This window comes from Candidatus Aquicultor sp. (genome assembly GCF_054640775.1).
This window is the reverse complement of the sequence record NZ_JBTSLF010000040.1, coordinates 1-13888: the sequence shown is the minus strand read 5'-3', so window position 1 is coordinate 13888 and position 13888 is coordinate 1. Positions and strand designations below refer to the sequence as shown.

Here is a 13888-nt window from a genome sequence, read left to right as displayed (position 1 = left end):
TGACGTTGCGCTACAGCAATTTGGACACAAGGATAAGGTGGAAATAGTGCTTCGCAGCTATGAGTTGATGCCTGATGCGCCAGTGGAAACCGAGAAAGATATGTATGAGGCGGTTGCCGAGAAATATGGCATCGACTATGAGGAGGCCAAGGCCCTAGGCGACCGTGCCGCCCGAAGCGCTGCGAGCGTAGGCCTTGTATATGATATCGACCATGCTCATCCGACCAACTCATTTGATGCGCAACGCCTCGTACATTTAGCGGCAAAGCATGGCAGAGGGTCGGAAATGATCGAGCGGCTGTACGCTGCACACTTTACCGAGGCAACCAACATCGGCAAGCCCGAAAACCTGAAAAGGCTGGCGGTAGAGGTCGGCCTCGATGAAAAAGAGGTTGAAACAATGCTAGGAGGCGACGCCTATATTGAAGATATGCATGCCGATGAAGCTGAGGTACGTAAGTTGGGTATCATTGGTGTGCCTTTCTTTACCTTTGGTCGCAAGCATGATGTGTATGGCAGCCAGCCGAGCGAAGTCTTCCTGGAGATGCTTGAGAAAGCCTGGGCAGAGCGATAAGGTTGGAGGAAAAGTGATGTCTAATTTTAATAGTGCTCTTGATGTTTACAAAATTCTAAACAAATCAAATTGCCGCCAATGCCAAGTACCAACATGCATGGCTTTTGCTTCTTTGGTGTTCAAGGGCGAGAAAACGCTTGACAGCTGTCCGCATATTGATCGAGATCTACTTGAACGATTTGGAGGAAAAACGGTTAAAGGAAACACCCCCGAACAAAATCAGGATGAAGTGCTAAGGCAGCTAAAAAGCGAAATAGCCGGTGTCGACTTTCCGGCCGCAGCAAAAAGACTGGGGGCTCGGCTTGTTGGAAATAAATTAGCGGTTACGTGCCTTGGCAAGAATTTCTTTATCGATAACAAAGGCACCATCGATTCAGAATGCCACGTTAACGCATGGCTAACAATACCCTTACTCACCTACATCGTTTCGAGTAAAGGAAGTGATCCGCAAGGTAATTGGGTCACATTTGCTCAACTAAAAGAAGGAATGGCATGGAACCAGTTCTTTCAAAAAAGATGCGAAGAGCCATTGAAACGAATCGCCGATGCCGATGAGAAGCTTTTTTTCGATATCGCCCAAGTTTTTGGCGGAACAAAACAAAATGAGAACTCTTCCGCAGATTGGTCGTTAATTATACATCTCCTTCCTAAAGTCCCTTTCCTCATACGCTACTGGAATCCGGAAGATGATTTTGAGTCCGATCTTAAATTATTCTTCGACAGGTCAACCGATTCCAATCTGAACGTTGAAGTCATATATCTGCTGGCCAGGGGTATTGTTGAGATGTTTAAGTTGATTATGCTACGACATAGCGCAACGGGGCAGTTAAAAATAAGTATTAACTAGTACTCCATCACGCATCTATTGATGGATAAAGCTTCTTAAGCTTAATCCGAGCATCATCGGTAGTAAACTGCCAGTTAACACAAGCGCCTTTCTTATTGCGCTCTGACTCCCATGCCGCAAGTTGGGCACTTAGCGTATGCATATCACCAATACGCTGGTTGAAGCACTGCCTGGTTAGCACGCTTAACTCTATCTCGGCCATATTTAGCCAACTCCCGTGCTTGGGCGTGTAATGAATCTCTAAGCGATCTAATATACGCTTAGCTTCGACAGGCTCGAAGGTCTCGTATAGCGCCGAGGGCGTATGGGTATTAAGGTTATCCATTACCAGCACAATTTTCTTGGCTTGCGGATATTTTTTGTCAGATAGCTCTTTTATACACATCGCCCAGTCCTTTTTCGTACGCCTATCAGTGACTTTTGTATACCTACAGCCCGCAAGCGGCTCAAAGAACATGAACGCGTTTGCCGTGCCGTTTCGCACATATTCATAATCGTATCTTTTAACCTTACCGGGCCTCTGTGCTATCGGCAGTCGTTTTTCTCCAATAAGCTGTTTGTTTACTTCATCCATACATATCACCGGACACTCTTCATCGTATGGCCTTTTGTAAACGTCAAGAATATCTTCCATCTTCCAGACAAACTCTGCATTCGCTTCTGGTGGGATCACCCACTGCTTGTTTAGCCAAGGCTTAAGTTCATTTTTTTTAAGGTTCGCCTAACTGTTTCATAAGAGATGCTCTCCGCATGGTTTAGCTCAACCAGCTTGTCGGCCAAAAGCTGCAATGTCCAGCTCTCTCTACCGTCGGGCGGATTAGAGCACGCGAGTTTTACTAAGTGCGCTTCGCCGTCTCCATCGAGTATGCGCTCGTATTGTCTTGTTGATGGCCGATTAGAAAGCGCTGCATCAAGTCCTTCTTCTACGAATCTTTGTCTAATGCGGGCAATAGTAGCCAAACCAGCATCTAATGCCTCTTTAACGGCTGCGTCATCGTAACCCGGACCAAATTCTCCACTATCGGTCTTTAATAATATCCTTGCACGCGTTATCTTTCGTGCTTTTTCTGTGCCTTTTGTGATTATATTTTCTAACTTTATTCGCTCCTCTGCTGATAGCATCACGTTATATTTCTTCTTCCTCATCAGTGGAGCCTCCTTACCTATATAATTTCGTCGAGGCAAGGATGTCACATTATTTTACTCAGCACAAGCGTGATGGTGTACTAGTTCCGGCCAGCTCTGTTTAATTTGGGAATAAATCAAGAAAGATGGCTCACTCGGGCCATCTTTCATTTTTGGCAGCATTAATCCGTCGGCTTTGGGAAAAATTAAAAAAGAGTACGCCTTTGCTGAGAGTGTGTATCGCAAGCGGGGACATTGGATGGGTAATGGGCATTTAGAAGAAGTCATAAAGTCAATCGACGAGATCTTTGCCACTTCTCCCGACCTTGTCTATGTTTATAATCGTGATGGCGAATATCTTTATGCAAATGAGTCTGGCGTAAAGATATACGGTTTGACGAAGTCCTCGATAATCGGTAAAAAATGGAGCAAACCCAATTTAGCACCTGAAGTCATTCAAGTTTTTGAGGCAAAGCTTAGTGAAGTATTTTCTACCGGAAGGCCGGTTACCTTAGAACTACATGCGCAAACTGTTTTGGGAGTTAACGATTTTGAATATACCTTGACCCCGGTGATGGAAGATGGCGTTGTTAGCGCCGCAGTCGGTGTGGCACGAGATATCACGGAGCAAAAAGAGACTGAACGTGCCTTGCGGGAGAGCGAACGCAGATTCCGCGACCTCTTCGAAAAATCGGAGCTTGTTGCCGTTATTGTAGACAACCAGGGCAAAACCGTCTCCATAAACGACTATACGCTTAATCTCTTAGGGCGGCGACGTGAAGAAGTTTTGGGCGAAGAGTTTCTGAATTTCGTCCCACCCGAGCAAAGAAGTGAGTTAATCCAGGCATTCATGCAGGCAATTTTAACAGGTGAAATATTAGCGCACTATAAGAGCGATATTGTGTCGGCCTGGGGTGAAAGACGAACCATCGCTTTCACCAACGTTCTTTTGCATGATGCTAACGGCAACGTTGTCGGTACCGCCAATATGGGCCAGGATATAACCGAGGAGCTTCGTGCCGCGGAAGAGATAAGCGAGTCACGGAAACAAGTGCTCGATATTCTTGAAAGTATTACCGATGGGTTCTTCGCTCTTGATAATATTTGGCGCTTCACGTATGTAAACCAACGGGCCGCAGAGTATGTGGGGAGACGAAGGGAAGACCTTCTTTTTAGAAATATGTGGGAAGTCATTCCTGAATTGGCAGGCACTGAATTTGAAAGGGAGTATCACCGGGCTAAAGAGGAGATGATTCCCACCTCTTTTGAAGAGATCTATCCACTGCAGAACAAGTGGTTTAAGGTGCATGTCTACCCCTACAAGAACGGCCTTTCCGTGTATTTTGAAGATATCACAGAGCGGAAGCAATCGGAGTTTAAGCTGCACGAAACCACAGAGATTCTGCTAGCAATAATCACAGCCTCTCCACTCGCGATAGATGCTGTTGATCGTGATGGCAACGTAAAAGTCTGGAACCCTGCCGCCGAAAGTCTATTCGGCTACAAGGGGGAGGAAATCATCGGTAAACCTCTCCCTATTTTTCCGGAGAGTAAAAAACAAGAGCAGCTTTTTCTGCTTGAGAGCCTTAGAAAAGAGGGAGTATCTACCATTACAACACAACTTGAGAGAAGGGACGGCGCAATGGTAGACGTTTGTCTCTCTGCGGCTGCGGTATATGATAGCGCAGGAAATTTAGCCGGCTATGTTGCAGTAATCGTGGATACCTCAGGGCGAAAGCGGCTTGAGGAACTCCTCTAATCACTTATTGAAGCGGAGAGGCCTTCGATGAGGACAAATCTTCCCATCGGCACGACCTCGCAGGGGAATGAATCTATAAACGCCTGCATATTGCATAACCCACCGGAAAGATAGATCTTATCGGGTCGCTTGCAGAAACTGTAGGTATTCTGCGCAATCCCACGGATAAGGGCCGATACCGCAGCTTCTGGCGGTAAGCCTTCTGCGATGAGGTCGAAGACGGCCCCGGTGCCGAGTATCCCGCAGGTAACTCCAAGGTCAGTATCGCTTACCCGCAGCTCGCTGGGATTGACGGAAAGATGTCGTAGAAGTAGCTCAAGGGTAAGGCCTGCCATGGCGCCGCAAATCGTGTTCCAATCACCGTCGTAAAACCTGCCGCCCCGAATGCGCACGTACTTAATATCTCGGCTCCCGACATCAAGGACGACAAAATCATCCTCATCGATACTGCTCTGGGCCCCGCGAGACAGCGCTACAAGCTCGTTGACCGTGCGGCGGGCGTACAAACCTGCATTATGCCCGGTTCCGACATCGACCATAAATTCACTTTTCGCCAGGTCGGACGACGGTATGACTTCGACGTGACCGCCCCGTTTGATTTTCGAATATGAAGTCCCGAAGTCGCCAAGCGTTAGCTCCATGGCTTTACACCCGCTGAGAGCTCTAAAAACGCTTCTAGCTTTGCCCGGGTCGAAGCCGATAACTTCTCATCCATATCGATATAGAGCCCGTTGTGTTTGGTGGCGAGGTACCGGGCGAGACTGCTTTTCTGGCAGAAGCTTTGTGTAAAGAACACGGTGGGCAAGTCGCTTGGAATCTCGACCTCGTAATCGAGGCTCCAGGGCGTGCGTGTCTCAACGGATCGGGTCCAGCCGAGCACCTTTGTCTCGCGCGGGAACGGCTCCAGCAAATCAAAATCGCTCGGCGGAACGCCCCAGAACCCTACCTTAAATCGCTCATCCGTAAGTACGGTATATTCCTGTGCAGGTTGATGGCCCTTTACGGCAAGACCGTTGGCGACATAGTTGTCCATAATTAGAGCAAGCTTATCCGCAAGTGGCAGGTCGCTATCCGATAGAGGGGTCGGATGTGGCGTGGAGACTTTCTCCCGTTGTTTACTCTGGACGACTGTCAGACCAAGCTCACGCTCGAGTATCGCGCACACGAGTCTCGCGCCGTCACACTTAGCCTCTCCGACTTCGGCGATCACGCAATCGATTTGGTCACGGTAATAGAGTGCGTTGCTTACTACCGTTCTCAGTATCGCGCAGTAAACCTTTGGGATATAGCGCTCGGCGAGCGATAAAGGCGCATCCGCGCGGATATCGAGATCGATAAAATCCCTGCCCGCGTAGCGAGCTAAAAGTTCGTAATCGGGCGTGCCGATGATAGCGATCTTCTTCATGATTCTTACGCGACCTCTGATATCTCTGCAGCCGGGGATAGCTTCAGTGATCTTGCCGCGTAGATCAAGGGGATCGAGACTACGGTGACCGCCATTTTCACTATGTATTGCCCCTTCATCAGGGCGAGCAGGGGCAGTCCGCCACCGGCAAACGCCAACGTGATAAAGACGACCGTATCGATACCAAGACCGAATGTATTAGAGATAAGAACGCGGGCCCACTTGTTTTTTGCACCGAATCTCTGGCGCCATGCGGCAAAAACCTCTGTGTCTAAGTAGGATGCGACCACATATGCGGTAAGGCTGGCGGCGATGATACGCCAGGTCGATCCCAGCGTAGTCGCGTACGCGTTCTGGTTCGGCCAGAATACGGCCGCCGGCAGTTTTATCGTTAGTTGAAGATATGCGGCGAGTAAAAGGTTGGCCGCAAAGGCGGTCCAGATGATTTTGCGTGCCTGTGCTTTGCCGAACGCCTCGTTGATCAAGTCGATTAAGGTAAAGGTGAGTGCATAGATGAATACGGCTGCCGGCACTGTAATCCCGCCAATATCTACGATCTTAACGGCGGTGATGTTTGCGATAAGTTCGCAGGCGATGTAGATTCCGATCAGGAAATAAAGCATGTACTCCTCCTTGTTTTCTTTGCGGCAGGTGGCTGCGACTGCCGGTGACTTTTTTGTTGGGTGCCACACCCTATACATTTATAGATTTCCCATATTTAATGCATATTCTAACACAAAGTTCATCTATCTTCTAAATTCTTGCCTCTTTATCGAAAACGCACCTTACTAAAATGGCCTCATGATGCTTTCATTATCTAAGCTAATTCTCAGGTTCATTTACTATAACTATCTTGGAGCAACAAATATGCACGGACTCGTGTTTGCAGTGCCATGATTTGCGCATAATTACCTTATACGGCAATTTAGCCCTGCTATCGGTAGGGATACAAGTACTGGAGGCACCATGAGTTCATTAAAAACAGTACCGAAGTTTCGAGAAAGGGCATTCATATTTCGGCATCAGGCTGTCTTTCTTTGGCTTTAAGCTAAGGAGGTAAGCGTACGGGGTGCCGTTCATGGTTTGTGTCATGGTCCACTTGGCACTAATCGAGCAGTAAAGGAGGTAAACGATGATGCATTATTGGGGCGGTCACGCACTTGGAATAGGTGGTCACGGATTTGGTATAGGGGGTCCGTTGATGGTGATTTCAATGGTTCTTTTTTGGGGCCTCATTATACTTGGGATAGTGTTTCTGGTCAGAATGTTGAATCGGGGCGGCGGGCCGTTCGCGCCCCATGGTACCGAAAACAGGGCATTAGATATCCTGAAGGAACGGTATGCGCGGGGTGAAATAGACAATGCCGAGTACGAGGAGCGAAAGCGTACTCTCACAGGTTAGCGCTCCCAGAATACGCTAAACACGAGCAGGCCGGTGATGGTATTATCGTCACCGGCCTGTCGCTTGCAGGGTGTTTGCGGGCATGTGCGCCTGCTAGCCGTTTAAATGCGAATTTGCATAGAATTGGCTTGACGGCCACAATAGGGGTATGAAAAACCTTAGGAACTATGGAGAACCGCCTTTTAGCATAGCGGTCGTTCACGGAGGCCCCGGGGCGCCGGGGGAAATGGCGCCGGTAGCCAGAGTTCTCTCGAAGGTGCATGGAGTTTTAGAGCCGCTTCAAACAAAATCGACGCTCGAAGGACAACTTCAAGAGTTAAAGGATGTTTTGCAACACAATGGTGATCTCCCGATTACCTTAATCGGGTACTCTTGGGGGGCCATGCTAAGTTTTATTTTCACAGCCCGGAATCCCTCGTTTGTTAAGAAGCTCATACTTGTCAGCAGCGGTGTATTTGAAGACAAGTATGCGGCCGCTATCATGGAAACCCGCTTGAGCCGCCTGGCGGGAGAAGAAAGAGCAAGACTGGATGCGCTCTCGAAAATCCTTGACGATCCGCACGGTAAGGATAAGAATAAAGTCTTCGCTCAACTCGGCGAGCTTATCGCGAAGGCCGATTCATATGACCCTCTGCCTTATGAAAGTGAAATCATCGAATGCCGGTACGATGTCTATAGGAGCGTGTGGGAAGAGGCAAGAGAGCTAAGAAGCGGCGGCGGGCTTGTTGCGCTTGGCAAAGCTATCCGATGCCCGGTAGTAGCCATACACGGCGATTACGACCCTCATCCTTATGGGGGCGTTAAGACCCCACTTTCCTCGGTGTTGAACGACTTTCGATGTATCCTTTTGGAGAAGTGCGGGCATCATCCCTGGATCGAGAAACAGGCAAAGCAACGGTTTTTCGAAATTCTTAACGAGGAATTGGAATAATGCTTTTGTCGGTATTCCTTGTTTACTCGCGGGTTAGCCGCCATGTGGTTTCTATGGCGACGATTGCTATGGCGGTTACGGCCGCCGCCTCGTAAACAACCGGCATTACCGGAATCTCAAGCGCCAGGAACCGGCGGATAGCGGGGACCCCGAGTGTTATCGCCAGCGCCCCGACCAAAGTCGCAATAAGGCCCGCCCGCCACAATGTGAGGGGTCGCGCTACGATCGTGAGTATCCAGATGCCTACCGCAATAAGGACCAGGGTTGTGACCGTTCTGGCTTGAACGAGATTTACACCGGGATAGGCCCTTGCCAGGATATGTGAGACAAGGCTCGCTAAAGCCGCCAACGATCCGATCGGGATGGCAAAGCGCAACACCCGTTTGATGAACCCCGGCCGGTAGCGCTTTTTATTCGGCGCGAGCGAGAGGAAGAATGCCGGGGTGCCGATAGTTAAAGCATCGATCAACGTTAACTGCCTCGGAAGAAACGGAAACGGCCAATTGGCTAAGGCGATTATTATGGTAATAAGCGTAGCCCAGGCCGTTTTGGTAATAAAGAGATTCGCAACGCGCTCGATATTTGCGATAACACGCCGTCCTTCGGCAACCACACCCGGTAATGTCGCGAACTTTCCGTCCAAGAGAATGATCTCGGCGATTGCTTTCGTGGCCGGTGCGCCCGATCCCATAGCGATGCCAAGGTCGGCATCCTTAAGTGCGAGCACGTCGTTGACCCCATCACCCGTCATTGCGACGACGTGGCCCTTTGCCTGAAGCGCCTTTATCATCATTTGCTTTTGGTGCGGGGTCACACGCCCAAAGACCACCCCATCCTCTATCATCTTGGCTACGACGTTCGGGTCTTTAGGAAGGTGGCGGGCATCAACCGGATCTGCGATGTTTTTCAAACCCGCCCGCCGGCATACGGCGGCGACGGTGCTGGGATTATCTCCCGAGATTATCTTGATGGCTACGTCTTGTTCCTCAAAATAGTGAAGGGTGGCCGCTGCATCCGGGCGCACCTTTTCTTCCAGGACAACGAGGGCAACGGGTTTAAGGTCGCCGGGGAGGGTTCCTCCCGTGAGATCGGCGTCGCTTCTTAAAAGCAGGAGGACTCGTGACCCTGATTCGGCGAGATCGGTAACACGCTTCAGTACGGGATCATCACGGGTCGCTTTATCAAGAAGCACCTCGGGCGCACCCAGTACCCACGTGCCGTGTCCCTCGAAGCTCGTCCCGCTCCATTTGCGAGCGGATGAGAACGGTATGGACTTTGCGGCGCGCCATCCTTGAGAGGCCGGAAATGCGGCCGCAATTGCGCCAAGCGTTGGATTTTGATAGGACGCTTCTGCCGCAAGGGCGCTGAGGGCCTGGGCAACGTCCTTCTCTTTCTGCGAGTCCAGAACCTCGATCCGGTTAAACGAAAGAATACCCTCGGTGAGCGTTCCGGTCTTATCAAGGCAGAGAACATCGACCCGCGCGAGCACCTCGACAGCGGGGAGCTGTTGTACCAGTACGTTCCGACGGCCGAGCGATATAACGCTCACCGCAAACGCGGCGCTTGTTAACAACACTAATCCCTGGGGAATCATGCCGATGATACCGGCGGCCGACCCCGTAACCGCATCCCGTAACGATATATGGGATCTAAGCTGGCTTGCAAGCAACACGAGCGCTGTTGGGATGATAATCCATGTTAGATAACGAAGAATGGTGTTGATGCTGTCCTGAAGCTCTGAGCGCACGGGGCTAAACCGGCGGGCTTCGGCCGCGAGCCTTCGCGCATAAGCATTGGCGCCAACCTTAGTCGCCCGAATCACGCCCGATCCCGCAACGACAAAACTTCCTGAGAGCACCGCATCGCCTGGGGTCTTAGTAACCGGTACTGATTCACCGGTAAGCAGCGATTCATCGACTTCAAGTGCCTGAGAAGTAAGAACCACCCCATCCACCAGTATCTGGTCGCCCAGGAACAACTCAAGCACATCATCGAGCACTATGGCGCTTGCTGGGATCTCAAAGTGCTTACCATCACGAATTACCCGCGCTTTTGGTGCGCTGAGCAAGGATAACCGGTCGAGCGTCCGTTTTGCCCGGATCTCTTGCACGATACCGATGAGCGTATTGCCGATAAGGACCAGGCCGAACAGGGCATCTCGAATCGAGCCGAAGAGCAGGATGACGACGAGCAAGGTGCCAAGGATAGCGTTAAAGAGAGTAAAGACGTTAGACCTGATAATCTCGGCATACGTGCGGCTTGTCGTCTCTTTTGCTTCATTGGTCTCTCCGCGCTCGATTCGCTCCTTGACTTCGGCCTCTGTGAGGCCGTTAAGGTTATAGTCGCTTTTATGTTCCATAGCTATTTATACCAACTAGCCTGTTACAAATATCGGTTTTCTTGAAGCACCGCGATTTGCGGTGGAATGCATGAGGTCCGCCCTAGCCGGCCTTGCTCTCTGCTGCTGTTTCGGTTACTGAGGGGTGTTTAATAGGGACATTGTTGTGTGGAGCGCCGGAATATAACGTTCTTCGAATTATAACGGCGATACATGTCATCATGAGAACTCCATAAAAGACAGGATAAAACCAACCGGCCACGCTAAGCGTTGAGGCCGGTACGCGCAGGTAATAATCGAACCATCGAAATGCGGTAAACCAGAGCAAAAACGCCATGAAAGCAGTGCCGTTTGTTGCCTTGCGCCTCAGCAGCCAGAGAGCGATAACGGCGCCGACGAGCCCCGCCAGCATCTCATAGAGCTGGGTGGGGTGGACCGGTAGTACGTGGGGACTTTGGAATAGTATCCCGAGGCCGCCTATTTTCAGGTTGTTCGCGAATTGATACGTAGCGGACGGGCTCCCGGAAGGAAAGGCCACTCCCCACGGGAGCGTTGTCTGTTCTCCAAAGCAACAACCGTTCATGTAGCAGCCTATTCGCATAGCTCCGATACCGAGCCCTAAAGCGGGGGTAATAGAATCGGCGAGCCGCCAAATGTCGAGTTTAAGTAAGTACCCGGTTACCAGGCCAACAAGTGCCGCTAAGATTAAGCCCCCGTAGAGGGCAAAACCAGCTGGCTGCAGGCTCAACAGGCGCTCGGGATTCTGCATATAAAAACCAGTGTTAGTGGCTACGTGCAGGAGCCGTGCGCCGACGGGAAAACTGCAGGATGTTATCAGAAACCAGAGGGCGGTTTTTCGTGCCGGCAGTCCCCGATGAAATGAGATTAGCGATCCTAAGCATACTATGATCAGCGCTGCCACGACCATGAAGAAGCTATAGGCCGTGATTTCTATATGACGGTTCCATATGCTGAAGTTCAGTAGTATCGGATGCATTGCGCTATCCTCTACTTCGCCTTCGTAACGGTCCAGGTTCCTTTGATCGCGGGCTCGTTCTTGCTATACGCCGTCAATGTTCCGTTGATGACATAACCTGACTCCGTGCGCTGTACCTTGCCCTCCATGTGCATTTGCATGCCTTGCTCGGTTATGTCGGTTGTAACCGTACCGTCCGCATAGCTTAGCGTTCCCGGACTTCCTTTGGACGGTTTCTCGTTCCCAAGAGCGCTGCTTGCGATCATCGTTCCGGAGCCGTCGGAGTTTACGGTAAGGTTCAACGTCAACTGCATGGGTTTTCCTTTAAGGTCTTTCATCGACATGATATCGCAGCCATCCGAGCTTTTGCCTTTTCCACTATTGGATTCGGATTCCAGCACTTCTGTAATAACCCACGTGCCTTTCCATACCCCGCTGATTTCCTCGGGCTGGGGGCCGGCATCTATGGCCTCTTTTATAAGGCCCTTTACGTAATCATCCGCAATTGAACCGACGATGTTATCAAGGTAGTCACCGCCTGTTTCACCTAGTACCGTGCTAATTACTCTAAGATAGTCTTGCATATTGTGCTCAAAGCTTTTCTTAATAAGCTCATTTAGCGATTGTTTAATCCCCGTGATCAATGCATCGAGACCTTCCGTGCCGCCCTCTTTGAGGATGTTGGTTATCTCTTTAATCAGCACGCCCCGTTCTATCTCAAGGTCTTTGAGGACAGCTTCTTTAATCCCGAGTTCGGCGGTTTTGCCGATAAGCGCAAGTGCTTGTTCTTTCGTTAGCTGCTGTCCTAGATTAAGCTTTGTCAGAAGCGGCCTGATATCTACCTCGGTCGAGACTTTCGCCAGTTTCTCGCCCAAATCTTTCAGGAAGTTGATGCCTCCCTGGCCTACTAGCTTGCCTTCTTTGGCCAAACCCTTAAGAACCCCGGGGAGCTGGGAGAGCTTGATCACGGCTTTGCTGCCGCCGATGAAGGAGAGCCCTATATCCAACGAGCCTTCGGCTATCTCCCCGTAGCTGGCGTCTGTCCTGGCTACTTTGTAGATACCTTTTCCTAAACCGGTAAACATGCCGACTGTTATTCGGGCGGCCCCACCTGCGGCCCAGCTCGTCCAGCCTTTGCCGACCCGTGATTCAACGGCCGAGCCCGCCGTATCGCTGGCAGCTTTCTCGACGTTCTCAAGGTATTCGCCGGCTGTCTTAAACGTCGAGGAACCGGAGACGCCCTTGTTGAAGTTGTTCAGGAGTTCCATCGAGTTATTATGCATATCTTCGGAGATTTCTTTCGCCGTATTTCCGGCCCAGATTCCGCACGCTATCTGTGAGGCGTTACGTATGGCAATGCCGGTGGTTTCTACACCCAGGCCGACTACAAGTTTTGCACCATTAACGGTTTTCTTTATCGCGCCCCATCCCTTAGAAAAGAACCCGGAAGGTGGCTTCTCTTTGGATTCGAGGGGCGCCGACAGCGAGCCTACGGCTTTGCCGTAGTTCTGGCCCGGCCCATCGGCATAGGCGATCGCGATTCCGGATTCTTTCTCTTCGTCAATACTGATGAGCTTGCCTTTATCGATAGAGTCGAGGTTTTCCGATAAAGCGCCCTGGAGCTTTTCAAAGTAAGCAAGATAGGCTTTTATAAATGCGATGTCGTCGGCGGTAAGGCCGGTCTTCGGCCTTAATGTGTTCGCCTTAGCTTTTAAGTCGGGCAATGACGCCGCCATAAACTGGGTAGCTTCTTTGGCTAAATAATAATCGGCCGTGCGGAGTTGCTTCATGCCGTAATCGATCTTTTCTATAGAAGAGGATATGGATGCAAGGTCATCTTTGATATCATCGAGCGCCTGCATATCGCTATCGAGTTTCTCATTTGCCTCTTTAATGCTTGAGTTGGGACGGTTCTCCAGCGCCTTCATGGCCAGAGCGGCGTAAACGCCGAGATTGTTGACATCTTTAAGATACAGGCCCCCGAGTTCGACGGCTTTGGTTACCTTCAGGTACTCCTCGAAGGACTTTGCATACGGATTGGTTGCTTTCTGCGTATTCATACTATTGTATTGGCTCTGCGCTATCTGCTCTTTTGACATAAGCAGCGATATCTCGGTGAATGATTCCCTGGTAAACTCTTCGAGCTTCGGTTCCTCTTTATAGCTGGTCGTTAGATAAGAGAGGAAAGAGGACCGAACGGTCGCCAATTTGGGCTTTACCCTGGTGGCAGTTCTGACTAATCGGTCGGCCTCGTCGAGCAGCTGTTTGATCTTTGCGGACCGGGCTTGATCGAACTCGCTTGTTTTTTGAGACGGCAGCGGCTGGCTGCCGGTATAAAACGGTGAGCTAAAGAGCAAGGTGTTAACTGAATCGCCTTCGGTGAAAAAGGCGAGATTTGAATCATCTATCTTGTAATCGAACGTAAACGGGTTCTTTACGTTCGAAATCGTCTGGGCTTGCTTAGTGGTGTTCGAGGAACCAGCACAACCGTTTAAGAAATTTAAAGAGAGCAACAATAAAGCAAGTACCAA

12 protein-coding genes are annotated in these 13888 nt (G+C 50.4%); 5 read left to right on the top strand and 7 right to left on the bottom strand.

Going from position 1 to position 13888, the window contains the following annotated elements; genetic code table 11:
• Window positions 1-574 (top strand): DsbA family oxidoreductase (locus ACYC56_RS05155; protein ID WP_461373110.1); only part of this gene is annotated, 574 nt, incomplete at its 5' end.
• A gap of 16 nt (window positions 575-590) precedes the next feature.
• A complete protein-coding gene (locus ACYC56_RS05150) occupies window positions 591-1421 on the top strand; it encodes a DUF3786 domain-containing protein (RefSeq protein WP_461373109.1) in 831 nt (276 codons plus the stop codon).
• 7 nt (window positions 1422-1428) lie between these two features.
• On the opposite strand, the gene ACYC56_RS05145 is transcribed toward ACYC56_RS05150, so the two are convergent.
• Window positions 1429-2567 (bottom strand): IS630 family transposase gene (locus ACYC56_RS05145; protein WP_461373108.1). Its coding sequence is split into 2 segments (ribosomal slippage): window positions 1429-2138 and window positions 2138-2567, totalling 1140 coding nucleotides; the frame shifts between segments, so codons are not numbered across the junction.
• Between the two features lie 175 nt (window positions 2568-2742).
• On the opposite strand from ACYC56_RS05145, the gene ACYC56_RS05140 reads away from it, so the two are divergent.
• Complete coding sequence (locus tag ACYC56_RS05140) at window positions 2743-4305, top strand: PAS domain-containing protein (protein ID WP_461373107.1); 1563 nt, start codon at window positions 2743-2745, stop codon at window positions 4303-4305.
• Here the strand turns inward: ACYC56_RS05140 and ACYC56_RS05135 are convergent.
• The 3 genes from ACYC56_RS05135 to ACYC56_RS05125 are packed head-to-tail and all read right to left on the bottom strand — an operon-like array spanning window position 4302 to window position 6333.
• Window positions 4302-4946 (bottom strand): ATPase, encoded by a 645-nt coding sequence (locus ACYC56_RS05135; RefSeq protein WP_461373106.1) that lies wholly within the window; start codon window positions 4944-4946, stop codon window positions 4302-4304. The two genes, ACYC56_RS05140 and ACYC56_RS05135, sit on opposite strands and share 4 nt — an antisense overlap.
• Window positions 4937-5710, bottom strand: coding sequence for a hypothetical protein (locus ACYC56_RS05130; protein WP_461373105.1), 774 nt, complete (start codon window positions 5708-5710; stop codon window positions 4937-4939). The genes ACYC56_RS05135 and ACYC56_RS05130 overlap by 10 nt, the downstream gene beginning before the upstream one ends.
• A gap of 5 nt (window positions 5711-5715) precedes the next feature.
• The gene (locus ACYC56_RS05125) at window positions 5716-6333 is read right to left on the bottom strand and encodes a queuosine precursor transporter (protein ID WP_461373104.1); all 618 of its coding nucleotides are present in this window, start codon (window positions 6331-6333) and stop codon (window positions 5716-5718) included.
• Window positions 6334-6842: 509 nt separating this feature from the next.
• Here ACYC56_RS05125 and ACYC56_RS05120 point away from each other — a divergent pair.
• Together ACYC56_RS05120 and ACYC56_RS05115 are read left to right on the top strand one after the other, a co-directional pair.
• Entirely contained in the window at window positions 6843-7112 is a 270-nt protein-coding gene (locus ACYC56_RS05120) for an SHOCT domain-containing protein (RefSeq protein ID WP_461373103.1), read from the top strand.
• Window positions 7113-7260: 148 nt separating this feature from the next.
• Window positions 7261-8043, top strand: a complete 783-nt coding sequence (locus ACYC56_RS05115; RefSeq protein WP_461373102.1) for an alpha/beta fold hydrolase — start codon at window positions 7261-7263, stop codon at window positions 8041-8043.
• A gap of 22 nt (window positions 8044-8065) precedes the next feature.
• Here ACYC56_RS05115 and ACYC56_RS05110 read toward each other — a convergent pair whose 3' ends face one another.
• From ACYC56_RS05110 to ACYC56_RS05100, 3 genes are all read right to left on the bottom strand, one after another.
• A complete protein-coding gene (locus tag ACYC56_RS05110) occupies window positions 8066-10402 on the bottom strand; it encodes an HAD-IC family P-type ATPase (protein ID WP_461373101.1) in 2337 nt (778 codons plus the stop codon).
• A gap of 82 nt (window positions 10403-10484) precedes the next feature.
• Window positions 10485-11378, bottom strand: a complete 894-nt coding sequence (locus tag ACYC56_RS05105; protein WP_461373100.1) for a prolipoprotein diacylglyceryl transferase — start codon at window positions 11376-11378, stop codon at window positions 10485-10487.
• An 11-nt stretch (window positions 11379-11389) separates the two neighbouring features.
• A partial coding sequence (locus ACYC56_RS05100; protein WP_461373099.1) for a hypothetical protein occupies window positions 11390-13888 on the bottom strand: 2499 nt, incomplete at its 5' end.